Consider the following 23,006-nt stretch of genomic DNA (forward strand, 5'->3'; position numbering starts at 1 on the left):
TGAATATCCCGGGATTAAGCATCTGGATAGAATCGTTGGCAATATCTCATCGCAGCAATCCATCTTGGAAGCGCGTGCCCCCAAGCATCTATTGACGCTCGCCTGCGAATGTTCAGGGGACATTGCGCCTATTACCTATTTCAGGCAGCGCCATTCGGATCTGGTCGTACTGTGGGTTGATGCTCATGCTGATCTGAATACGCCACAAAGTAGTCCCAGCGGCGATTTTCATGGCATGCCATTACGCACTTTGATCGGGGATGGTCCCGATGAGATAGTCAGTCGGCTGCCGGCATTTCTAAAAGCAGAGCAGATCGGAATGGTTGGTGTTCGGGATATAGATCCCGCCGAGCGGTGCTTCATAAACGCTCGGATGATTCGTATCTGGCCTCGGTTATCTGCGGATGCTATGAAGGAAATCAACGAGTTCATTGAGGGCAAGCATGTTTACCTCCATTTCGATCTGGATGTGATCGACCCCAGTAGTGGGTCCTTGGCGCTGTTCGAAGTGCCCGGGGGAATTGAGCTTAAAGCGTTAGTGGAGTGGATGACCTCGATTTCCCAACAGGCCGAAATCATAGGTGTAGGGATGTTCGAATATAACGATCCTTCTGGCATGGAGCTGGGACGATACTCTAGTTTGGTGATGAGCTGCCTGAAACTGCTTGGTTTTCAGGCATACGGTGGCGCTTGCCAATATTGACCAGCTAATCCTGTCGATAGACTCCAAAGTGCGTCATTCCCCGGTCAGCGAGGTGCAGCGCCTGCATGCGGCTCATCACGCCCTGGGCGCAGTAGAGCAGGTAGTGACGATCCTTGGGCAGCATGGGCGCGCGATCCGCCAGTTCGAAGAATGGAATCTCCAGCAGTTGGTCCGCGGGCAGAGCCAGCGGGGCGCGTTCGCGCTCGTCGGGGTGGCGAATGTCGATGACGGCGTCGTCGGCGGCCAGCGCCCGGGCGGAGTCGACGATCCGCACCTCCTGCAGTTGCGGCGTTTCCTCGGCGAGACGGTGGGAACGCGTCACACTGGCGGCCCTGATGGCCTGGTCCAGCACGTCGAAGTCGAACGTGGCTTCGGCTTCTTCCACCTGGGCGGCGCTGGGGCGGGTGTTGGGGCGTTTGGAAACCACGCCGCAGTACTCCGGCAGGCGCTCGGCGAACGAGGCGGTGCCGATGTGGCGGGCATCGGCGATGATCTCCTGCTTGTCGCTGGCGATCAGCGGACGCAGGATGGGGCGCGAGCTGACCGCGTCCATGAAACCCAGGTTGACCAGCGTCTGGCTGGAGACCTGGGCCAACGCGTCGCCGGTGATCAACGCCGGAACGCGTATGCGGGCGGCGACTTCGTTGGCGGCGCGAATCATCATGCGCTTGAGCACGACACTGGCCATGCCGGCGGGCACCTGGCGCTGAATTTCGTTGATCACGCCTTCGAACGGCACGCTGATGAAGTCGACCCGGTGCGAGGCGCTATACCGCCGCCACACGTGGTGCGCCACTTCGCGCACCGCCTTCTCGTGCGCGGGGCCGCCCAGGTTGAAGAACAGGAAATGGGTCTTGAGGCCGCGCCGGATCATGCGCCACGTGGCCACCGGTGAGTCGAAGCCGCCGGAGATCAGCGCCAGTGCCTCGCCCTGGGTGCCGAGCGGATAGCCGCCCATGCCCGGCAGGCGATGCGACACTAGCATCAGACGTCCGTCTCTGATCTCAAGACCAACCTCCACCTCGGGGCGAGTCAGTTTTACCATGGCACTGGGAGAGGCCTGCAGCAGCGCGCCGCCGAGATAGCGCTCCAGTTCCATCGAGGTGAAGTCGTGCGTGCCCTTGCGGCGAACGCTGACCCGGAAGCTCCTGCCGGCGATGGCGTCCTTCCAGCGCGGCACCAGCCGTTCGGCGGTGTCCTCGAACGACACATAATCGCGGCTCTCCATGGCGAGGATTTCATGGATGCCGGAAATCCGCGTCAGCGCGGCTTCCATCGCCTGTCGCGTGGATGCGCCGGGCTCGCCGCTGGGGTGCACTTCCAGCGCGTCCCAGCGGTCGGAGACGCCCACGTCGGGATCGAGCCGCTGCAACGTGTTGCGGATATTGGCTCGCAGACAGCGCATCATGACTTTGCGCACGGAACGCGATTTGATCGTTATTTCTGGAAAGGGTTTGACCCAATAACGCATGGTGGAGGCCAGATTTCAAAAGTGGACTATGGTAACAATGCGCTTCTCCCGGCTCCAGGCCGTTCGCTGGTTACTGGCGGCTTCTCGTCGCGGCATGGGCTGCTAGGCTGAAATCACATTCGGCAGAGGGGATTATCATGCGTTACGAACTTTATTACTGGCCGGGGATTCCCGGACGTGGCGAATTCGTGCGACTGGCGCTGGAAGACGCCGGCGCGGATTATGTCGATATCGGCAAGCTGCCGGAGAAAAACGGCGGTGGCGCCGGTGCCGTCAGCGAGTTCCTGCACGGGGGCGAAATGGGCCAGCCGCACTTTGCGCCGCCGGTACTCAAGGCCGGCGACATCGTGGTGTCCCATGTCGCCAACATTCTGCAGTTTCTCGGCCCGCGCCTCGGGCTGGTAAGGGATGACGAGGCCAGCCGCCATTGGGCCAACGGTTTGCAGCTGACGCTGACCGACTTCGTCGCCGAGATTCACGACGCCCATCACCCGATCGGTTCGTCGCTCTACTATGAGGATCAGCGGGAAGAAGCTCAGCGGCGCGCGGAAACGTTCGTCCAGGAGCGCCTGCCCAAGTTTCTGTATTACTTCGAGCGGGTATTGGCCGCCAATGCTGGCAACGAGGCTTACCTGGTCGGGGAGGCGCACAGCTATGTCGACCTCTCGTTGTTCCAGGTCGTGACGGGGTTGCGCTACGCCTTTCCTCGCGCGATGGGGCGGCTGGAGCCAGAAGTGCCGGAAGTCACCGCGCTGGTCGATCGCGTGAGCCAACGACCCCGGGTGGCGGCTTATCTGACCTCGGATCGACGTCTCGACTTCAACGAGAGCGGGATTTTCCGCCACTATCCTGAACTCGATACATGACTGGCCCGAGCTCGACACATAATTGGCCCGAACTCGATATCCGATACGGCCGATTAGCGTGCTAAAGTAGGCACACATCCGGACACGCTGAAAAAGGAGGCAACGCATGCCATTACTCGATAGCTTCATGGTCGACCACACCAAGATGAAAGCCCCCGCGGTGCGTGTCGCCAAGCAGATGCAGACGCCGCACGGAGACAACATCACCGTTTACGACCTGCGTTTCTGCGTCCCCAACGAAGAGATCCTTTCCGAGCGCGGCATTCATACGCTGGAGCATTTGTTCGCCGGCTTCATGCGCCAGCATTTGAATGGCGATGGCGTCGAGATCATCGATATCTCGCCGATGGGTTGCCGTACCGGCTTCTACATGAGCCTGATCGGACAGGTCGACGAGCAGACCGTTGGGGCCGCCTGGAAGGCTGCAATGGAAGATGTGCTGGCGGTCGAGGACCAAGGCTCGATTCCCGAGCTGAACGTCTACCAGTGCGGTACGGCCGAGATGCACTCGCTGGATGAAGCTAAGCAGATCGCCAGGAACGTCACCACGCGCGGCGTGACGGTCAACTCGAACAGCGAACTCAAGCTGACCGAGGAGTTTCTCGCCGCCCACGGCGCTTGATCCTCGGCGCGGCCAGTGCGCCCGAACTTTTCGACCCGCAACTTCGGTTGCGGGTTTTGTGTTTTTGGCGAACCTTTATCTCGGTAGGTGTCAAAATGTCAGTCAATGCGCGCCCGAAGCCGCGCGAAAAGCTTTTTGTCATCGCCGTTCAGCCCAGGAAGTCATCATGCTCGATACCGTCCAGCAATTCTTTCAACGCGTGCTCGCCGTGCCGGATTCGGAGGGTAACGACGCTGTCACCCCGCAATTGGCTGTCGCCGCGCTGCTCAGTGAAGTACTGCGGGCCGATTACGAGGCCGATCCGCGAGAGTTGGCGATGCTTCGCCAGGTATTGGCGAGGCAGTTCTCGCTGGAGCAGGCCGAACTCGATGCGCTGATCGAGCAGGCGCAAGACCAGGTCGAACGGGCCGTCGATCATTTCCAGTACGTGTCGCTGCTCAACGAGCGCTTCAGTTACGACCAGCGTGTCGAGTTGATTGCAGCGATGTGGCGCCTGGCCTATGCCGACGACGAACTTGCCGCGCTCGAAGAGCACCGCATCCGGCGCCTGGCCGATCTGCTCTACGTCACCCATAGCGACTTCATTCGCACCAAGCTCAATGTTCAAGCCGAGCAGAACCAGCGCTGAGCGGCGCCTCCATCGTCCAACGCATCACCGGGACCCATCGGTTAGCTACACGCCGAACGGATAGGTTTCCGGAACGACTTCCGGACGCCACAACTCGCCTTTCTCGAACGGCTCGACGGCACTGGTCTCGTCGATATGGAACACGGCGTCGAACTGGCGCGGCAGCGAAGCCTGGAAGTAGTGACTGAGGCGCTCCGTCTCGGGGCGGTAGATCACGCCGATGGCGCGCTCCAGACGCGGTTCCAGCAGGGGCGCGACGTGTTCGCTGTCGAGCGGCAGATAGAAGCGGTCCAGGCCGCTGTCATGGAATAGTCGCTCGTAGCTGTTCTCCAGGCCGGGGCGTACCCAGCGGTGCTCGACGGGCCCATCCCAGTCCCTGGCGGCGGACACGTAGCCGGTATGCGTGGTGAAGCCGACCAACAGCGTCTCCTCCTCGCCGAAACGTTCGCGGACCCACTGGCCGACGTTGTGCTGTTGACGCCCCCAGCCCATCTCGGTAGCGCGAGCGTCGCCCAGGTGGGAATTGTGCGCCCAAACCACGATCTTGCCCTGGCCACCCTGGCTGCGCAGATGCCGGCGCAACTCGGCAAGGGTGTCGGTCATATGACCGTCGCGCAGGTTCCAGGTATCGACACGCGAGCCGAACATGGCCCGGTAATAGGTTTCGGCGTTGGTCACCACGCGGGCGTTCTGCTCGGCGTAGAACTGCTCGTCCGTGGCGCGACGGCCATCCGCGCGCAGGTACCGGTCGGCGTTGTTGAGCAGGGCGGCGAGCATCGCTACCGCGCCATCCGCGCAGGACTGGCTGATGCCGAAGGTGGCGTCGTGACCATAGCGAAACGGATCGTCGGCATGGTCGAAACAGGCGTAGCTTTCCCGGGCGATCCGGGCCTGCTCGGGGTCGACACCTTCCAGATAGGCGATGACCGCCTCGGCCGAGCGGTGCAGGCTATAGAGATCCATGCCATGAAAACCGACCCGACTCTGCGCCGGACGCTCTGCGTTGTATTGGCGCAGCCAGGCGATGAAGTCGCGGACCTCGTGATTGCGCCACATCCAGCGGGGAAAGCGCTGAAAGTCGCCGAAGGCTTCGATCGGTTCGTCGTCGCTGTCGTGGCGGGCATGACGACTGAGGCGCAGGGCATCGGGCCAGTCGGCCTCGACGGCGACCGCCTCGAAACCCTTTTCCGCGATCAAGCGACGGGTGATCTCGGCGCGCATGCGATAGAACTCGCGGGTGCCGTGGGAGGCCTCGCCGAGCAGCACACAGCCGCGCTCGCCCACCTGGTCGAGCAGTCGGTCGTAGTCGTCGATGCTCCCATCGAGGCGCGTGGCGGCGTCGCAAACGCAGTCCAGGGGTGTGGTCATGGTTTGCCTCCTTGGGAATACGCCAATCTTTTTTGACTCTAGTCGACGATGCTCCCGGGGGCGGCAGCCGTTCGGTGTCAAAATGTAGTGCCGGTCAATGGCTGATCGCTGCTGCCGCCATCCAGCACGCCGCTGGCCTCGATCGCCTCGCCAATCGCCTGGAAGGTGCGATTGGCGTTTTGCCGCGAGGGATCCCCCTTGAGGCAAGAGACGATGATCACGGCGCGCGATGTGCGCGGATTGACGATGCCGGCATCGCAGAAGCGGGCATGTTGCGTGCCGGTCTTCTGCGCGAAGGGCCATTCGCGCTGGAAGCCGGCGGCGAGCCGGGCATGGCCGGTGGTGGCCCGGCGCATGATCTCGAGCAGCACCTGGGTCGCTTCACCGTCGAGCGCTTTTCCGGCGTTGATGCGAGCCAACATATCGGCGTAACGATCCAGCCGGCCCGAGTTGAGGCCGGTGGCGTAATAGCGTTCATAGCCTGCCGCCAGATCGTCGAGCGGAAAATCCCGGCGGGAGACGTCAGTGAGCTGCGCTAGCCTGGCCAGGCGCGGTTCCCCGAAAGCGGACTGGCGCAGGTCGATCAGCTCCAGCCCGCTCAACGACCAGGCTTGGTCGGTGAACGCGGCGTAGAGATGCCGGCGCACGTCGACCAAGGTCGTGATCGGGCCGATGCCATCACTCATCAGCCTCCGGGCGCGGTGGTTGACGGCATCCAGCCCGACGCGACGTATCAACATGTCGGTGGCGGTGTTGTCGCTCTGGATCAGCATGCGTTCGAGCAGGGTACGCAAGCGTATCTCGCTGCCGGGCTCGGCCCAGTTGGTGGCACCGGCGCCGTCGACGTAGTCGCTCTGCGCCAGGGTCATGCGCTCCTGTAGATCGATGTCGCCCCGCGAGACCCGATCCAACAGCTCGACGGCGACCGGTATCTTGACCAGCGAGGCCCAGTACCAGCGCTCGGCATCGCGATGGCCAAGGCGCTCGTCGGTCGCCGGGCGGCGCACGTGAACGCCGATCTCGCCGGCATATTGACGGTCGATTTCTGTCAGCCGGGCCTCGAGCCTCGTGGGCCAATCGCCGGCCCCGGCCAAGGGCGGGAAAATCATCATCACCGAGCTGCTTACGGCAATGACTACCCGGCGAAGCGATATCCCGGTGGTGGGTTTCGGTACGCTCATGATGCGTTCCACCGCGCCTTGAGGCGATGGACCAGCCGGATCCAAACCGTGGTGGCGAAAATCAAGCCGATGGTCAGGCTCAGCGCCAGGGTATAGCTGATGTTGTGCCAGTAACCGAGCGTGATCCGAAATAGCAGGAAGATCACGCTGATATGGAAGATGAAGGCCTGCAAGGCATCGCTGCCGATGATCGTCACCGGCCTTAGCCATGTCGCCAGCCGCCGGCCGCCGAGCAGGGCAATCGCCAGCAGGGCCAGCGCGCCGCCCAGGCTGAACAGCATGAAGTCGAGCGCCGGCGGATGTTTGCCGACGTTGCGGGCCAGCGCGTCCAGGGTATCGTCGAGCGTCGGCAGCGCGAGCCAGAAGAAGATGGCGAAGAGCGCCACCGAGAGTGCCGCCAATGTCGCGATCAAGGCGCGTTGCAGTGCCGGACATGCCAGACCGTGGAGCATCCACTCGCCGATCAGCAGGCCGGCGAGCACCAATGGCCCGCGGGTCAACTGTCCCCAGACGTAGTAGTCCGGATGTTCGACGATCAGTGCCTGCAGCTGGGGCACGCCCCAGAAATCGAACACCCGGGCCAGCCATATCCCGAAACCCGCCATCAGCGCCGGGCTGATCAGCCGCAACCAGCCCGGGAAGCGTTTCCACACGGACAGGAACCAGGGCATCCACAGCAGCGCGATGGCATAGAAGCCGAGAATCTCGACGAAGCTCGGGAAGCGCTGGTAGAGCAGCGCGTCGATGATGTCCCGCGGCGGAAAGCGATGGCTCATTTCGATCACCGTCAGCACCTTGTACCAAAACAGCACGATCAGCCCACGCTTGATCAGACGCCAGCGCCGCCGGGGCCAGTCCTCGTCGTCGACCCGCGGCAGAAACGCCACCGCCAGGGCGATGCCGAAGACCATCACGAACAGCGACGATGAGAACTTGGTGAGCAGATGGATGGGCACGATGCCCCAGTCCGGAAACTGTTCGAAGCTCAAGAGCCCCTTGACGCCGTGGCTCAGGATCATCTGTACCACGGCGAAACCGCGGGCGAGATCGATGGCCTCGATGCGTGAGTCCGCCCTCGGCGCGACGAAAGGCCGGCGCCACCAGCGGCCGGCGGTCGGTGGCGTCGAAACTGTCGGGTTGGCGGTATCGGCGGTCGTGGGGCACATCCTTGTGTCTCCGAACTGTCACGGGTCGGCCCGGCGCGGTGGGCGAGCCTGGAATCACTGTAGCATCCGGTCGATCGCATAAAGGTGTCGGCGGCTATTTCTGAGTTCGGCCCTAGGGTACTGCGGGTATGGCTCGTTATACTGACTCCGAGAGCGCATCATGAAATTGCGGCTAAGGAGCGAACCGTGATCGAGGGCATCAAGCATATCGTGGCCGTCGCCTCCGGCAAGGGCGGCGTCGGCAAGTCCACCGTCACCGCCAACCTGGCGTTGGCGATGGCGGCGGAGGGGTATCGGGTCGGACTGCTCGATGCCGATATTTACGGTCCCAGCCAGGCTCGCATGCTGGGCTTGCCGGAGAACACCCGGCCGGAGGTGGTCGACGAGAAGAGCATGAAGCCGATTATCGCGCACGGTATCCAGGCGATGTCGATGGCGTTCATGGTCGATATCAACCAGCCGACGGTGTGGCGCGGTCCGATGGTATCCGGCGCGTTCCAGCAACTGCTCAACCAGACCCTGTGGCAGGACCTCGACTTCCTGTTCGTCGACATGCCCCCGGGCACCGGCGATATCCAGTTGACGCTGGCGCAGAAGGTGCCGGTGGATGGCGCGGTGATCGTGACCACGCCGCAGGACATCGCGCTGCTCGATGCACGCAAGGGCATCGAGATGTTCCGCAAGGTCAACGTGCCGGTGCTGGGCGTGGTGGAGAACATGAGCCTGCATATCTGTTCCCATTGCGGTCACAGCGAGCCGATCTTCGGCGCCGGCGGTGGTGAACGCATTGCCGATCAGTACGATACCGCGCTGCTTGGTCAGTTGCCGTTGCGACTGTCGATCCGCGAACAGGCCGACGGCGGCACACCGAGCGTCGTTGCCGAGCCGGAAGGCGAGGTGGCACGTATTTTCCGCGAGATGGCGCGCGCGGTGGCCAGCGGCGTGGCCGAGCAGAACACCGGCGGCCCGACGATCTCGTTCAGCGATTGAGCGCTGTCTGAAAAATGCCTGCGCACGCCCAAACGGCGTGAAAAAACCGGCTCGCCGACTTGCGTGAACGAGTTGGTTATCGGGACATCCCGACAAGCGGCCCGGCGGCGTTCCTTTCAAGCCACCGGGCCGTTATCATGTCGCACCGATTTCCGTTACACCTACCGAATTCGTGACGTCGCGAGACGTCATCGCTGTCTCAAGGACGCCTGCATGAGCATCAAATCCGACAAGTGGATTCGCCGGATGGCGGAACAGGAGGGCATGATCGAGCCGTTCGAGGCCGATCAGGTCCGCCATGTGAACAACCAGCGCGTGATCTCCTACGGGACTTCCAGCTACGGCTATGACGTGCGTTGCGCCGATGAATTCAAGGTGTTCACCAATATCCACTCGGCGGTGGTCGATCCCAAGGCGTTCGATGAGAAGAGCTTCGTCGACGTCAAGGGCGATGCCTGCGTGATTCCGCCCAACTCGTTCGCGTTGGCGCGCACGGTGGAATATTTCCGTATTCCGCGCAGCGTGCTCACCATCTGCCTGGGCAAGTCCACCTACGCGCGTTGCGGCATCATCGTCAACGTCACGCCGCTGGAGCCGGAGTGGGAAGGCCACGTGACGCTGGAATTCTCCAACACCACCAATCTGCCGGCGCGAATCTACGCCAACGAGGGCGTGGCGCAGATGCTGTTCCTCGAGTCCGATGAGGTTTGCGACGTCTCCTACAAGGATCGCGGCGGCAAGTATATGGGGCAGCGCGGGGTGACCCTGCCGCGCACCTGAAGGAAACGCTGCCTAAATGGCTGCGCAGGCGAATCGCTTCGCTATGACCGCCATCCCTGGCGGTCACCGAAGGCCGGCCTGCGGCCGTTCAAATTCGCTCCCGGCGAATTTGTGCGCGGTGCCGGTGCGCCGGTCCGATCGGAATCCTCACATATAACCCATATGCTCCGGTTGACTCGNNTCCGTGCGCCTTGCGACGGAGTGCCGCCCACTTCATCCTGCTCGCCGATTTATCAGCGCTTCCTTGAAAAACTGCCTGCATTGGCAATCCGGCGTTTTTCGACGGTGAATTGATTGTCACGATGCCGAACGGTCGTCGGTGCGGTTCTTGATCGTCTCGGCGTAACCGTCGAGGAACGGTTTTTCCGCCGGATCGAGGCGGTCCATGCCGGCGACGATACGGTGCCAGTAAGGGTAGAGCGGCGCCGGCCGTGTGAGGCGTTCCAGCCGTTGGTTCTCCTCCTCGCTGAGCTTGAGCTCGGTGGCGGCGATGTTGTCGCGGAGATGTTCTTCGCTGCGTGCGCCGATGATCAGCGACGTCACACCGGGGCGATCCTTGAGCCAGGCGAGACACACCCGTGCCGGCGAGCAGCCGTGAGCTTCGCCGATGGCGACCAGTTCCTCGATGACGTCGTAGGCTCGCTCCATGTCGTGGATGTAAGGCTCCGGCCAGCCGTCGCCCTGGCGCGTATCCGGCGGCGTCTTCTGGCCGCGACGCACCTTGCCGGTCAACAGGCCTTCGCCCATCGGCCCCCAGATCAACGAGCCGATGTTCTGATCCAGGGCCAGCGGCATCAGTTCGTACTCCGCTTCGCGGGATTCCGGCGTGTAATAGATCTGCTGGCTTACCGGCTTGATCATGCCGTGAGCCTCCGCCTTGCCGAGCATCTTCATCATCTGCCAGCCGGTGTAGTTCGAGGTGCCCCAGTAACGCACCTTGCCGCTGGTGACCAGATGATGCATCGCCTCCAGCGTTTCCTCGACCGGCGTCACGCCATCCCAGTTGTGCAGTTGATACAGATCGATGTGATCGGTGCCGAGACGCTTGAGGCTCGCCTCGACGGCGTGGATCAGATAAAAGCGCGAGGCCCCGGTGGCGTTGGGGTCGTCACCCATCGGGCTGCGTCCCTTGGTGGCGAGAACGATGTCGTTGCGCTTGTCGCCCAGCGCCTTGCCGGTGATCTCTTCGGCCAGGCCCATGGCATAGAGGTCGGCCGTATCGATCATGTTGATACCGGCCTCGAAGGCGATGTCGAATTGACGCTTGGCACCGTCGACGTCGACCTTGCCCGTCTTCTCGAAGCCGTTGGCGCCGCCGAACGTCAGCGTGCCCAGGGTCAGCGTCGAAACCATCAAGCCTGAATTGCCCAGTGGACGGTATTCCATGTCGTATTGGCCTCCTTGTCAGTCAGCGTGAAACGCCTCCGACAACCGCTGTCGGGGACTGTCGTTTCAGCTTGGCAAAGATCGCCGGTTGAGCAAGGGAAACACTGTATAAATCTCTGCGCAGGCGAATCGCTGCGNNAATCCTCACCTATACCCCATAGGCTCCGGTTGCTGCGCTCCGTGCGCCTTGCGCTTCATCCTGCTCGCCGATTTATTCAGCGCTTCCCAAGCGGCAGGCGGGATGCAGGAGGAGAGAGGGAGACGGCGCCGACCGGGGAAACGGCCGGCGCAGCAGGGTCAACGATCAGTCGTCGAGGTCTTCGTCCAGCTCTTCGGCGGCGTCCTCGTGGGACATGCGCAATCCCGTGGCCGGCAACGGCATGTTGTCCAGCGTGACCTGGCCATCGGGCGACAGTTTGACGCGGCCTTCGAGGAACCAGCGTACCGCGATTGGGTAGATCAGATGCTCGCGGGCATGCACCTTCTCGATCAGTTCGTCGATGTCCTGGTCCGGCTTGACCTTGACCGCGGCCTGGATCACCACCGGGCCACCATCGAGTTCCTCGGTGACGAAATGCACGCTGACGCCATGCTCGGTGACGCCATCGGCCAATGCGCGGGCATGGGTATTCAAGCCTTGATAGGCGGGCAGCAGCGAGGGATGGATATTGAGCATGCGACCGCGATAACGGTCGACGAAGGCCGGGGTGAGAATGCGCATGAAGCCGGCCAGCACCACCAGGTCCGGCTCGTGGCGGTCGATCACCTTGATCAGCGCGGCGTCGAAGGCTTCGCGGGAGTCATATTCGCGGTGCGGCAGGGCGACGGCATCGACACCGGCGTTCCTGGCGCGCTTGAGCCCGTAGGCGTCGGCCTTGTTGGAAACCACCGCGACGATCTCGCCGCCGCCCAGCTCGTCGTGTTCCTGAGCGTCCAACAGTGCCTGCAGGTTGCTGCCGTTACCGGAGATCAGCACCACGACCCGCGGCTTTTCGGCCGCGGCGGCTTCGAAGTCGTTCAGGGTATCGTGCTGTTGTGAAGGATAGTCACCGCTCATGCCGGCAGGTTCTCCAGTTGCACGGCTTCTTCATCGGCGCTACGGCCGACGATCTCGCCCAGACGATGGACGGTTTCGCCGGCGGTCTCGAGATGGGCGATGGCCTGGTCGGACTGGTCGGCGGGAACCACCACGACCATGCCGATGCCGCAGTTGAGCACGCGGTACATCTCGCGCTCTTCCACGTTGCCCTGCTGCTGGAGCCAGTCGAACACGGCGGGACGCTGCCAGCGGCTGACGTCGATCCGCGCGGCCAGATGTTCCGGCAGCACGCGCGGCACGTTCTCGAGCAGGCCGCCGCCGGTGATGTGGGAGAGTGCGTGCACGTCCACGCCGCCGGACTTGATCAGTGCCAGCAGCGGCTTGACGTAGATGCGCGTCGGCGCCATCAGCAGATCGGCCAGTGGCTGGCCGTCGAGGGTTTCGTCGAGCTTGCCGCCGCCGATCTCGAGAATCTTGCGGATCAGCGAGTAGCCGTTGGAGTGCGGGCCGGAGGAGGCGAGGCCGAGCAGTACGTCGCCTTCGCCGACCTTGCTGCCGTCGAGAATCTCGGACTTCTCGACCACGCCGACGCAGAAACCGGCGAGGTCGTAGTCGCTGCCTTCGTACATACCCGGCATTTCCGCCGTTTCACCGCCGACCAGCGCGCACCCGGCCTGACTGCAGCCTTCACCGATGCCGGTGACGACATCGGCGGCGATATCGACATCCAGCTTGCCGGTGGCGTAGTAATCGAGAAACAGCAGCGGCTCGGCGCCGGCAACCACCAGGTCGTTGACGCACATCGCCACCAGGTCGATGCCGATGGTGTCGTGCTTGCCCAGATCCATCGCCAGGCGCAGCTTGGTACCGACGCCGTCGGTGCCGGAGACCAGTACCGGCTCGCGGTAGCCGGCGGGCAACTGGCACAGCGCGCCGAAACCACCCAGGTCGCCCATCACTTCCGGGCGCGAGGTGCGCTTGGCCACGCCCTTGATTCGCTCGACCAGCGCATTGCCGGCATCGATATCGACGCCAGCGTCCTTGTAGCTGAGCGAACGGGGCGCGTTCGGAGAATCGGAAGTAGAGCGCGTCATGGGAAGACCTTTCTCGCGGAGGCAGTGAATAGGGATGATGTTCAGCGGGGCGCATTGTAGCATTGCCTGGATTGAGGGGGCAGTCGACGGGACGACGAGCGCGCGATGACGAGAGTTCGATTATGACAAGAGTGCGGTTATGACGAGAGTGCGGTTATGACGAGAGTCCAAGTCTGGAGTTTGATCGGTGTCGCGCTGGCGCTTTGGCTGCTGGTGCTGCTGGAGCCGATCCTGATGCCGTTCTTCGTCAGCATGATCCTGGCCTACCTGGGCGATCCCGTGACCGATTGGCTGGAGGCGCGGGGGCTGTCGCGACGGCTGGCGGTGAGCGTGGTGTTTCTGATGCTCGGTGTCATTGTCGTCGGCGGCCTGCTGATCCTGGTGCCGATGCTGGGACGCCAGATCGGCCAGCTGTTCGAAGCGCTGCCCGACGTTTTCAATTGGGTCCAGGCGACGATTCTGCCGGAAGTGCGGGAGCTCACCGGCATCGATTTCACTGCCGATTTCGATCAATTGCGCAACGCCTTGATGAGCAACTGGCGCGAGACCGGTACCTACGCCGCGGCACTGTTGGCCCAGGCTTCCCGCTCGGGGCTGGCTCTCGCGGTCTGGATCGGCAACATCGCGCTGATTCCGGTGGTGACGTTCTATCTGCTGCTCGATTGGGACCGGATCAAAGGCTATCTGCGGGACCTGTTGCCGCGCCACATCGAGCCACGGGCCACGGCGCTGACCACCGAGTGTGACGAGGTGCTATCGGCGTTTTTGCGCGGCCAGCTACTGGTGATGCTGAGTCTCGGCATCATCTACGCCATGGGCTTGAGCGTTCTGGGCCTCAATTTCGGTCTATTGATCGGGCTGCTGGCGGGGCTGGCCAGCATCGTGCCGTATCTCGGCGTGATCGTCGGTATCGTCACCGCCGGTGTGGTGGCGTTCTTCCAGTTCGGGGAGTGGGTGCCGCTGCTTGGCGTGCTGGTCGTGTTCGGGATCGGGCAGGTGGTCGAAAGCACGCTGTTGCAGCCACTGCTGCTGGGAGACAAGATCGGCCTGCATCCGGTCGCGGTGATCTTCGCCGTGCTGGCGGGCGGGCAGTTGTTCGGCTTCACCGGCATACTGCTGGCGTTGCCGGTGGCAGCGGTGATCATGGTATTGCTGCGCTACGTCTATCATCGCTATCGCCGGAGCCGTCTCTACGATCGGTCCAGGCTCGAAGGCGGTTCCAGACTCGAAGATCAGGGAAGCGAGACGCCATGAGCCCGGGACCGTCACAGTTGCCGCTGGGTGTGGAGTTGCGCGACGACGCGACGTTCGCCAACTATTTTCCCGGCGACAACGCCTCGCTGGTGGCGCACTTGAACGCGCAACTCGACGAGGACGGCGAACCTTTCCTCTATTTATGGGGCGGCGAAGGGGTGGGGTGTAGTCATCTGCTACAGGCGGCCTGTCATCATGCCGATGCTCGGGGCAAGCGTGCGCTCTACTTGCCGCTGGATACCCTGGGGCACTTTCCCCCGGACATTCTCGAAGAGCCCGAACGGCTCGATCTGCTGGCGATCGACGATCTGCAACGGGTGATCGGGCGCAAGCGCTGGGAAGAGGCGCTATTCCACGGTTTCAACCGCCTGCGCGATGCCGGCAAGCGGCTGGTGATTGTCGCCGACCGTTCGCCGCGCCAACTCGATGTCAAACTGCCGGACCTCGCCTCGCGCCTGACCTGGGGCATGGTCTTCCACGTCCAGCCTCTCGACGATGCCCAGCGGCTGGGCGCACTACAGCTACGCGCCCGGATGCGTGGCATGCAGCTCCCCGACGAGGTGGCACGCTACATCCTGCATCGTGGCCCGCGTCAGTTGGATCGCCTCTCCGACATTCTTGCCCGGCTCGACCGCGCTTCACTCTCGGCCAAGCGCAAGCTGACCATCCCTTTCGTCAAACAGGCGCTGGAGTGGTAGGCCGTTGGCCGTTACCAGCCCAACTGGTCGCGCATACGGTAGTACCAGGCACCGAGAGCGGTCAGCGGCACGCGGAACAGACGGCCGCCGGGAAAGGCGGTATGGGGCAGGCCGGCGAAGGCGTCGAAGCGCTCGAACTGTCCGCTCAACGCCTCGGCCATCAAGCGTCCGGCGAGATGGGTACAGGTCACGCCGTGGCCCGAATATCCCTGGGCATAAAAGACGTTGTGATTGATCCGGCCGAACTGCGGCAAGCGGTTGAGTGTTAGCAGAAAATTACCACTCCAGGCGTAATCGATCCCGACTCCCGCAAGTTGCGGGAAAGTGGTTTCCAGATTGGGCCGAATGACCGCCTCGATGCTTGCCGGATCGCGACCGCCGTAGGTCACGCCGCCGCCGTAGATCAGCCGGCGATCCGCGGACAGCCGATAGTAGTCGAGCAGATAATTGCAATCCTCGACGCAACGATCATTGGGCAGCAGCTCCCGGGCCAGCGCTTCGTCGAGTGGCGCGGTGGCCACGACCTGAGTGCCGCAGGGCATGCTCTTGCCTTCGAGTTCCGGCAGCAGCCCCTTTAGGTAAGCATTGCCGGCGACGATGACATGCTTGGCCCGAACCTCGCCCCGGGACGTGCTCACGCGCACCGTATCGCCGTGAGTGATCCCGGTGACCGGCGACTGCTCGTGAATCACGCCACCCAGCGACGCGAAGGCGGCGGCTTCCCCCAACACCAGATTGAGCGGGTGGAGATGACCGCCGGAATGATCCAGCAGCGCGCCGACATAGCGTTGGGATCCGATTTCGCGGCGATAGTCGTCGCCCTCCAGTAACTCCAGCTCGCGGTTGCCGTAGCGTTCCCACAGTGCCTTGTGCTCGATCAGGCCGTTCATCTGCTTGTCGGTACAGGCGGCGAACAGGTTGCCGTCCTTCAGGTCGCAGTCGATGGCGTAGGTGGCGACACGCTCGCGGATGATCCGGTTGCCCTCGAACGCCATGCTGCCGAGCGCGCGCGCGCTGGTCTCGCCGTACTTCGCCTCGATCACGTCCATGTCGCGGCTGTAGCTGTTGACGATCTGCCCGCCATTACGCCCGGAGGCCCCGAAGCCGACCCGCGTGGCTTCCAGCACGATCACCTTGAAGCCTTTTTCGGCCAGATGCAGCGCCGAGGAGATTCCCGTGAACCCGCCGCCGACGACACAAACGTCGGCCGTGGTCGCGCCTTGCAGCGCGGGGTGCTCGGGCGAAGCGTGGGCGGACGCGGCGTAGTAGGACGCCACATGTCGAGAAGGGATGACCGAAGCGGTGTTCTGGGGCACGGGAAGCGACTCGAGCGTTGATTTTATTTGACGGCTCGAACGATGTTATCGGGTTGGAGAGAGGGGCTCAACGATAACTGATGGATTCATGGAGAAGCCCACTGCTTGTATTTGGCAGCATTTTGTACTTCATTGTTACTAATGTATGCAAAGAGTTTCAATGATGTTTTATGCCCATTCAACTGCTTCCGGTGACAAGCGTGACTGGCAGACTTTGGGTGATCATCTGGTTGCCGTAGCCGAGTTGGCCGCTCATCGCGCCGCGCGCTTCGGGATGGCCGATGCCGGCTACGTGGTGGGGCTTCTGCATGATCTGGGCAAGTACAGTGCCGAGTTCCAAAAGCGTCTGGCCGGTTCGAAGCAGCGCGTCGATCACGCCACGGCCGGGGCTGTTATCGCCAAAGAAAGACTGGGTCCGCTGGGCCATATGCTGGCTTACACCATCGCCGGCCATCACGCCGGGCTGGCCAACGGCCGCGACGCGGGCGAGCGCACCCCGCTGAAGGATCGACTCGAAGCGGAACTTCCCGAAATCGATCCGTGCTGGCAGCAGGAACTCTCTCTGCCGGCCCAATTGAAGCCACCGGCACACTTCACGCCGCGCCGCGAGCGAGGCTTCTTTCAATACGCCTTCTTGACCCGGATGCTGTTTTCCTGCCTGGTCGATGCCGATTTCATCGATACCGAGCATTTCTACGCCCTGCATGAAAAAGGTTTGCCCCATGCGCGCGGCGGTGGCCCCGGGCTCGGTGTGCTGCGCGATGCGTTGAATAGCTATCTGACCGCTTTCAAGGCCGATAGCGATGTCAATCGTCTGCGCGGCGAGATACTAACCCACGTGCGTGCCCAGGCTGAAAAACCGCCCGGTCGCTTCACGCTCACCGTGCCCACCGGCGGCGGCAAGACGCTGGCCTCGCTGGCCTTCGCGCTCGATCACGCCATCGCCCACGGCATGGATCGGGTGATCTACGTGATCCCGTTCACCAGTATCGTCGAACAGAACGCCGCCGTGTTTCGTCATGCACTGGGTCAATATGGCGCAGAAGCAGTACTTGAACACCACAGCACTTTTGATGCTGAAAAAGCCTCGAAGGGTGATAAGACGAGTCTCGATAAGCTAAGACGCGACAGCGAGAACTGGGACGCGCCAATTATCGTCACCACCGCCGTACAGTTCTTCGAGAGTCTGTTCGCCGCCAAGACCTCGCGCTGTCGCAAGCTGCACAACATCGCGGGCAGCGTGGTGATTCTCGACGAGGCCCAGACCATGCCGCTCCCGCTGCTGCGCCCCAGCGTGGCGGCGCTGGACGAACTCGCGCTCAATTACCGCACAAGCGTAGTGCTGTGCACTGCCACCCAGCCGGCGCTGGCCGAGACCGATGACCCCGAGCGCAGCTTTGCCGGTGGCCTACGCGAGCTGCATGAGCTGGCACCTTGCCCGCAGCAACTCTATCGCCAGCTTGAGCGTGTCACCGTGCGCCATGTCGGCACCCTCGACGACGAGGCGCTACGCGACGAGCTGCTCGCCACCGAGCAGGTGCTGTGCATCGTCAACAATCGCCGCCATGCCCGGGCGCTGTTCGAAACGATTGCCGATCAGCCTGGCGCCTATCATCTCACCACGTCGATGTGCGCGGTGCATCGTCGCCAGGTGCTGGCCGAGATTCGCCAGCGATTGAAAGATGGCCGGCCCTGCCGCGTCGTTTCAACCTCACTGATCGAGGCCGGCGTCGATGTCGATTTCCCCCGCGTGCTGCGCGCCGAGGCCGGGCTCGATTCCATCGCGCAGGCCGCCGGGCGCTGCAACAGGGAAGGCAAACGTAGGGCGGCAGACAGTGAGGTCGCGATCTTTGCCACCGCCAACGAAGACTGGACGCCGCCGCCGGAACTCAAGCAGTTCGCCCAAGTGACTCGTGAAGTGCTCCGGCAGCATGGCGACGATCCGCTCTCTTTGGACGCCATCGACGCCTACTTCCGCCTGCTCTACTGGCAGCAGGGCGACAAGGCGCTGGACCGGCACGATCTGCTTGGCCTGTGCGAAAAAGGGCGATTGGAAGGGCTGCCGTTCGAAACGCTGGAGCAGAAGTTCCGCATGATCGAGAACACGCAGCGCGCGGTGATCATTCCCTTCGACAAGACGGCTCGGGATGCGCTCCGGGAGCTGTCCTATGCCGAAGGTGTGGGCGGCATCGCCCGTAAGCTTCAGCTTTACACCGTTCAGGTGCCGCAGCAGGGCTTTGCCGCGTTGGAGCGCGCCGGCCTGATTGCGGCCATCGAGCCCGAACGTTTCGGTGAGCAGTTCATGGTGCTGGTCGACGAGCACCACGGTGAACTGAACGGCAACCTCTACAGCCGGCAATCGGGGCTCAACTGGCATGAGCCGGAATTTCGCTCGGTCGAGTCAAACATGTGGTGAATCGACCGATATTGAGTGAGAGAACACAAACGAGGAGCGGCGCATGAGTTTCGGCGTTCGGCTGCATATCTGGGGGAAGCGGGCCTGTTTCACGCGCCCGGAAATGAAAGTGGAGCGGGTCTCCTACGACGTGATCACGCCCTCGGCGGCACGTGGCATCTTAGAGGCCATCCACTGGAAACCGGCGATACGCTGGTGTATCGACCGCATTCATGTGCTCAAGCCGATTCGTTTCGAGTCGATCCGCCGCAACGAGGTGGCCGGCAAGCTGTCGGCAGGCACGGTGTCCAAGGCGATGAAGGCGGGCCGTGTCGACGACGTCAACTATTTCGTCGATCAGAACCGCCAGCAGCGCGCCGCGACCATCCTGCGTGACGTCGGCTACGTGATCGAGGCGCACTTCGAGTTCACGTCCCGCGCCGACGACAGCGACACACCCGGCAAGCACCTCGATATCTTCAATCGCCGCGCCCGTCAGGGGCAGTGCTTCCACATGCCGTGCCTGGGCACGCGGGAGTTTCCGGCTGCGTTCGCGCTGATCGAAAGCGAGGACGCCATGCCTGCGGTCGATGACCAAATGAGCGGCGAGCGCGACCTCGGTTTCATGCTCCACGACATCGACTTCGCCAACGGCAAGACGCCGCGTTTTTTCCGGGCGCGAATGCGTGATGGCGTGATCGAGGTGCCGCCCTTTGCGGAGGCGCTGGCATGATTCTCTCCGCGCTCAATGACTACTATCAGCGTCTCGCTGCTCAGGACAAGGTGCCGGTCCCCGGCTTCAGTAGCGAGAAGATCAGCTATGCGCTGGTGTTTTCCCACCAAGGCGAGCCGGTCGCCATTGACGATTTACGCGATACCTCAGGCAAGACGCCGCGACCACGTCCGCAACAGGTACCGGTAGACAAGCGCCGCACTTCCGGTATCCACGCCTATCCACTATGGGACAAGACCGCCTATGCGCTTGGCGTGACCGCTAGTGAAGGGAGGCGTCTGGCAGATGAACATGCCGCATTCAAGGCCCGTCAGTTCGAACTGTTCGGCGGCTGCGACGATCCTGAGCTGCAGGCTTTTCTGGTGTTGCTTGATCAATGGCAGCCGGAGAGGTTGGTCGCGCTTCCCGGCTATAGCGAAGAGGTGCTGGATACCAATGTCGTGTTTCGTCTCGAGGGTCAGCAGCGTTACCTCCATGAAAACCCGACGGCACGTAGTCTCTGGCGTACCGCTCTGGACAGCGATGAGGGTGAGACCGGTCAGTGTCTGATTGCCGGTGAGGCGGCCCTGCTAGGGGCCGACCATCCTGCCATTCGCGGCGTGAGAGGCGCCCAATCATCAGGCGCCTCACTCGTCTCCTTCAACAGCGACGCCTACAACTCCTATGGCCATAAAGGACAGAGCAACGCCTCGATCTCGAAGTCGGCCATCTTCGGTTATTCCACGGCACTCAACTACCTGCTGCGTGGCGACAACGACAACCACCAGCGTCTGCAAATCGGCGATGCCACCGTGGTGTTCTGGGCCGAGGCCAGCGATGCGGCGCATGCCGAGGCCGCCGAAGGCTTCTTCGCCATGCTCAATGAGCCGCCCAGTGACGAGCAAGAAGCCGCCAAGCTGGGTACCTTGCTGGCCGATGTTGCTCAAGGGCGTCCGCTGGCAGAGCTCGATCCCCGGCTGGAAAGTGATACGCGCTTCTTCGTGCTCGGGCTGGCCCCCAATGCGGCGCGTCTGTCGGTGCGCTTCTGGTGTGCCGATACCCTGGACCGACTGGCTCGCCACTATGCGCAGCACCATCGGGATCTGGCGCTGGAGCCGACGCCCTGGAAAGGCATCGCGCCGGGAAGCTGGTGGCTGGCGTTACAGACTGCACCGATGCACGGCGGTCAGAAGCCCAAGGCGGACGATGTGTCACCGCAGCTCGCCGGTGAACTGATGCGCGCGATTCTCACCGGTAGCCGTTATCCGCAGTCGCTGCTGTCCAATCTCGTCATGCGGTTTCGCAATGACGGTCACATTACTGGGGCGCGTATCGCGCTCTGCAAGGCCGTACTCGCGCGGGCGGCGCGACTTGCGGCGCATTCCAATTCCCATCCTCAGGAGGTGCCTGTGAGTCTCGACCGACACTCTACCCATCCGGGTTATCTGCTCGGACGACTGTTTGCCGAGCTGGAAAGTGCCCAGCGCGGCGCCCTCGGCGACCAGGTCAACGCCACCATTCGTGACCGCTACTACGGCGCGGCGTCGGCGACGCCGGCCAGCATCTTCCCGATGCTGCTGCGCAATGCCCAGAATCATCTATCGAACATGCGCAAGAAGGATAAAGGGGGGCTGGCGCATACCATCGAGCGTGAGATCGGCGCCATCGTCAACGGCCTTGGCGATACCTTTCCCAAGCATCTAAAGATCGAAGACCAGGGACGCTTCGCCATTGGCTACTACCACCAGTCGCAGGCGCGTTTCGCCAAACACGACAGTGCAACGACACCAGAAGAATCCACGCAGGGAGAAGAGGCATGACCGCCATCGCCAACCGTTATGAATTCGTGCTGCTGTTCGACGTCACCAACGGCAATCCCAACGGTGATCCGGATGCCGGCAATCTGCCCCGGCTCGACCCGGAAACCAATCAGGGCCTGGTCACCGATGTGTGCTTAAAGCGCAAGATTCGCAACTACGTCGCGCTGGAAAAGGAAGATGACGCCGGCTACGCCATCTACATGCAGGAAAAGTCGGTGCTTAATAACCAGCACAAGAAAGCTTACGATGCGCTCGATATCAAACCTGAGCCGAAGAAGCTGCCGAAGGATGAGGCTAAGGCGCGCGAGTTGACCGCCTGGATGTGCGGGAACTTTTTCGATGTACGCACCTTTGGCGCGGTGATGACCACCGAGGTCAACTCCGGGCAGGTACGCGGCCCGGTGCAGATGGCGTTTGCCAGTTCGATCGACCCGGTGGTGCCGATGGAGGTTTCGATCACGCGGATGGCGGTCACCAACGAGCGCGACCTCGAGAAGGAACGCACCATGGGCCGCAAGCACATTATTCCCTATGGTCTCTACCGCGCACATGGCTATGTCTCCGCCAAGCTTGCCGAGCGCACCGGTTTTTCCGAAGACGATCTCGAGCTGCTGTGGCGCGCCCTAATCAACATGTTCGAGCATGATCGTTCTGCGGCGCGCGGCGAGATGTCGGCGCGCAAGCTGATCGTCTTCAAGCATGACCACCCGATGGGCAATGCGCCGGCGCATCTGCTGTTCGACAGCGTGAAAGTCGAGCGGGTCGAAGGCGAAGCCGATACCCCCGCGCGGCATTACGGTGATTACCGGGTCACGGTCGACGCCGAAGCGCTGCCGGCCGGCGTCAGCGTCGAAGAGCGCTTGTAGGCCAGCGAATATGGAGGACGAGGTCCGCCTGATTCCGCTCTCAGCGCTACAGCATTATCTGTTCTGTCCGCGCCAGTGTGCGCTGATTCATCTCGAACAGCAGTGGGCCGAGAACCGCTACACCGCGGAAGGTCGCATTCTGCATGAGCGCGCCGACCGTCTCGGCCATGAGCGCCGGCGTGGCGTGTATACCGCCATGGCGCTGCCGCTGGCCAATGAGCGGCTGGGGCTGACCGGCGTTGCCGACGTGGTCGAGTTCGATGAGCGGGAAGCGCAGACCATCATCCGGCCGATCGAGTACAAGCGCGGGCGGCCCAAGGCGCATCGCGCCGATGAAGTGCAGCTCTGCGCCCAGGCGCTCTGTCTGGAAGAGATGTTGAACGTGGCAATCGAACACGGCGCGCTTTTTTACGGCAAGACGCGGCGGCGCAAGGACGTGCCTTTCGACAAGGCGTTGCGGGCGTTGACGTGGGACGTGATCGCCGGCACCCGCGCGCTGTTCGATGGCAATCGTACGCCGTCAGCCGTATACGAGGCCAAACGCTGTGACCGTTGCTCGCTGATCGACGCCTGCCAGCCGCAGGTGATGGGCAAGCAGCGCTCGGCGCGTCGCTGGCTGGCGCGCCAGTTGCAATCACTCGACGAGTAGCC

General features: G+C 62.6%; 21 protein-coding genes. 13 read left to right on the top strand and 8 right to left on the bottom strand.

The genetic code is table 11. The features are described from left to right. On the top strand, positions 1 to 703 hold a 703-nt coding region (locus DOM57_RS00005), incomplete at its 5' end, for an arginase family protein (RefSeq protein ID WP_110647199.1). Between the two features lie 4 nt (positions 704 to 707). Here the strand turns inward: DOM57_RS00005 and thiI are convergent. Further along, complete coding sequence (thiI, locus tag DOM57_RS00010) at positions 708 to 2,174, bottom strand: tRNA uracil 4-sulfurtransferase ThiI (RefSeq protein WP_110647200.1); 1,467 nt, start codon at positions 2,172 to 2,174, stop codon at positions 708 to 710. A 137-nt stretch (positions 2,175 to 2,311) separates the two neighbouring features. On the opposite strand from thiI, the gene DOM57_RS00015 reads away from it, so the two are divergent. The 3 genes from DOM57_RS00015 to DOM57_RS00025 all read left to right on the top strand — a co-directional run bounded on the left by DOM57_RS00015 (position 2,312) and on the right by DOM57_RS00025 (position 4,290). Next, positions 2,312 to 3,040 carry a glutathione S-transferase gene (locus DOM57_RS00015; RefSeq protein ID WP_110647201.1) on the top strand — a complete coding sequence of 243 codons (729 nt, stop codon included), beginning with the start codon at positions 2,312 to 2,314 and terminating at the stop codon, positions 3,038 to 3,040. Between the two features lie 106 nt (positions 3,041 to 3,146). Further along, on the top strand, positions 3,147 to 3,662 hold the full coding sequence (luxS, locus tag DOM57_RS00020; RefSeq protein ID WP_110647202.1) for an S-ribosylhomocysteine lyase: 516 nt from the start codon (positions 3,147 to 3,149) through the stop codon (positions 3,660 to 3,662). 166 nt (positions 3,663 to 3,828) lie between these two features. Further along, positions 3,829 to 4,290 carry a tellurite resistance TerB family protein gene (locus DOM57_RS00025; RefSeq protein WP_110647203.1) on the top strand — a complete coding sequence of 154 codons (462 nt, stop codon included), beginning with the start codon at positions 3,829 to 3,831 and terminating at the stop codon, positions 4,288 to 4,290. Positions 4,291 to 4,335: 45 nt separating this feature from the next. On the opposite strand, the gene DOM57_RS00030 is transcribed toward DOM57_RS00025, so the two are convergent. From DOM57_RS00030 to DOM57_RS00040, 3 genes are all read right to left on the bottom strand, one after another. Beyond that, positions 4,336 to 5,658: an erythromycin esterase family protein gene (locus tag DOM57_RS00030; protein ID WP_110647204.1), complete on the bottom strand. Its 1,323-nt coding sequence runs from the start codon at positions 5,656 to 5,658 to the stop codon at positions 4,336 to 4,338. Positions 5,659 to 5,735: 77 nt separating this feature from the next. Further along, positions 5,736 to 6,839 carry a serine hydrolase gene (locus DOM57_RS00035; RefSeq protein WP_110647205.1) on the bottom strand — a complete coding sequence of 368 codons (1,104 nt, stop codon included), beginning with the start codon at positions 6,837 to 6,839 and terminating at the stop codon, positions 5,736 to 5,738. Further along, positions 6,836 to 8,005 (bottom strand): heparan-alpha-glucosaminide N-acetyltransferase domain-containing protein, encoded by a 1,170-nt coding sequence (locus DOM57_RS00040; protein ID WP_110647206.1) that lies wholly within the window; start codon positions 8,003 to 8,005, stop codon positions 6,836 to 6,838. The genes DOM57_RS00035 and DOM57_RS00040 overlap by 4 nt, the downstream gene beginning before the upstream one ends. A 165-nt stretch (positions 8,006 to 8,170) precedes the next feature. On the opposite strand from DOM57_RS00040, the gene apbC reads away from it, so the two are divergent. Further along, complete coding sequence (gene apbC / locus DOM57_RS00045) at positions 8,171 to 8,995, top strand: iron-sulfur cluster carrier protein ApbC (RefSeq protein ID WP_420820201.1); 825 nt, start codon at positions 8,171 to 8,173, stop codon at positions 8,993 to 8,995. Positions 8,996 to 9,208: 213 nt separating this feature from the next. Beyond that, positions 9,209 to 9,775, top strand: a complete 567-nt coding sequence (gene dcd, locus DOM57_RS00050) for a dCTP deaminase (RefSeq protein WP_087718745.1) — start codon at positions 9,209 to 9,211, stop codon at positions 9,773 to 9,775. Positions 9,776 to 10,072: 297 nt separating this feature from the next. On the opposite strand, the gene DOM57_RS00055 is transcribed toward dcd, so the two are convergent. The 3 genes from DOM57_RS00055 to purM all read right to left on the bottom strand — a co-directional run bounded on the left by DOM57_RS00055 (position 10,073) and on the right by purM (position 13,294). After that, positions 10,073 to 11,161: an aldo/keto reductase gene (locus DOM57_RS00055; protein ID WP_110647208.1), complete on the bottom strand. Its 1,089-nt coding sequence runs from the start codon at positions 11,159 to 11,161 to the stop codon at positions 10,073 to 10,075. A 304-nt stretch (positions 11,162 to 11,465) separates the two neighbouring features. Beyond that, the gene (gene purN / locus DOM57_RS00060) at positions 11,466 to 12,218 is read right to left on the bottom strand and encodes a phosphoribosylglycinamide formyltransferase (protein ID WP_110647209.1); all 753 of its coding nucleotides are present in this window, start codon (positions 12,216 to 12,218) and stop codon (positions 11,466 to 11,468) included. Next, positions 12,215 to 13,294: a phosphoribosylformylglycinamidine cyclo-ligase gene (purM, locus tag DOM57_RS00065; protein ID WP_110647210.1), complete on the bottom strand. Its 1,080-nt coding sequence runs from the start codon at positions 13,292 to 13,294 to the stop codon at positions 12,215 to 12,217. The genes purN and purM overlap by 4 nt, the downstream gene beginning before the upstream one ends. Before the next feature lie 156 nt (positions 13,295 to 13,450). Between purM and DOM57_RS00070 the strand changes: the two genes are divergently transcribed. Next, positions 13,451 to 14,548 carry an AI-2E family transporter gene (locus DOM57_RS00070; protein ID WP_110647211.1) on the top strand — a complete coding sequence of 366 codons (1,098 nt, stop codon included), beginning with the start codon at positions 13,451 to 13,453 and terminating at the stop codon, positions 14,546 to 14,548. Continuing rightward, a complete protein-coding gene (gene hda, locus DOM57_RS00075) occupies positions 14,545 to 15,246 on the top strand; it encodes a DnaA regulatory inactivator Hda (RefSeq protein WP_110647212.1) in 702 nt (233 codons plus the stop codon). Before DOM57_RS00070 ends, hda begins: the two co-directional genes overlap by 4 nt. Before the next feature lie 11 nt (positions 15,247 to 15,257). Here the strand turns inward: hda and DOM57_RS00080 are convergent, their stop codons facing one another. Further along, complete coding sequence (locus DOM57_RS00080) at positions 15,258 to 16,562, bottom strand: NAD(P)/FAD-dependent oxidoreductase (RefSeq protein ID WP_239496056.1); 1,305 nt, start codon at positions 16,560 to 16,562, stop codon at positions 15,258 to 15,260. Between the two features lie 160 nt (positions 16,563 to 16,722). On the opposite strand from DOM57_RS00080, the gene DOM57_RS00085 reads away from it, so the two are divergent. The 5 genes from DOM57_RS00085 to cas4 are packed head-to-tail and all read left to right on the top strand — an operon-like array spanning position 16,723 to position 23,004. Continuing rightward, positions 16,723 to 18,978, top strand: coding sequence for a CRISPR-associated endonuclease Cas3'' (locus DOM57_RS00085; RefSeq protein WP_110647213.1), 2,256 nt, complete (start codon positions 16,723 to 16,725; stop codon positions 18,976 to 18,978). A gap of 43 nt (positions 18,979 to 19,021) precedes the next feature. After that, positions 19,022 to 19,690 carry a type I-C CRISPR-associated protein Cas5c gene (gene cas5c / locus DOM57_RS00090; protein ID WP_110647214.1) on the top strand — a complete coding sequence of 223 codons (669 nt, stop codon included), beginning with the start codon at positions 19,022 to 19,024 and terminating at the stop codon, positions 19,688 to 19,690. After that, a complete protein-coding gene (gene cas8c, locus DOM57_RS00095; RefSeq protein WP_110647215.1) occupies positions 19,687 to 21,489 on the top strand; it encodes a type I-C CRISPR-associated protein Cas8c/Csd1 in 1,803 nt (600 codons plus the stop codon). The genes cas5c and cas8c overlap by 4 nt, the downstream gene beginning before the upstream one ends. Beyond that, a complete protein-coding gene (cas7c, locus tag DOM57_RS00100) occupies positions 21,486 to 22,355 on the top strand; it encodes a type I-C CRISPR-associated protein Cas7/Csd2 (RefSeq protein WP_110647216.1) in 870 nt (289 codons plus the stop codon). The genes cas8c and cas7c overlap by 4 nt, the downstream gene beginning before the upstream one ends. A 10-nt stretch (positions 22,356 to 22,365) precedes the next feature. Further along, positions 22,366 to 23,004 carry a CRISPR-associated protein Cas4 gene (gene cas4, locus DOM57_RS00105; RefSeq protein WP_110647217.1) on the top strand — a complete coding sequence of 213 codons (639 nt, stop codon included), beginning with the start codon at positions 22,366 to 22,368 and terminating at the stop codon, positions 23,002 to 23,004. Positions 23,005 to 23,006: the final 2 nt, after the last annotated feature.

The organism is Salinicola peritrichatus (assembly GCF_003206715.1).
GTDB classification, from domain to species: domain Bacteria; phylum Pseudomonadota; class Gammaproteobacteria; order Pseudomonadales; family Halomonadaceae; genus Salinicola; species Salinicola peritrichatus.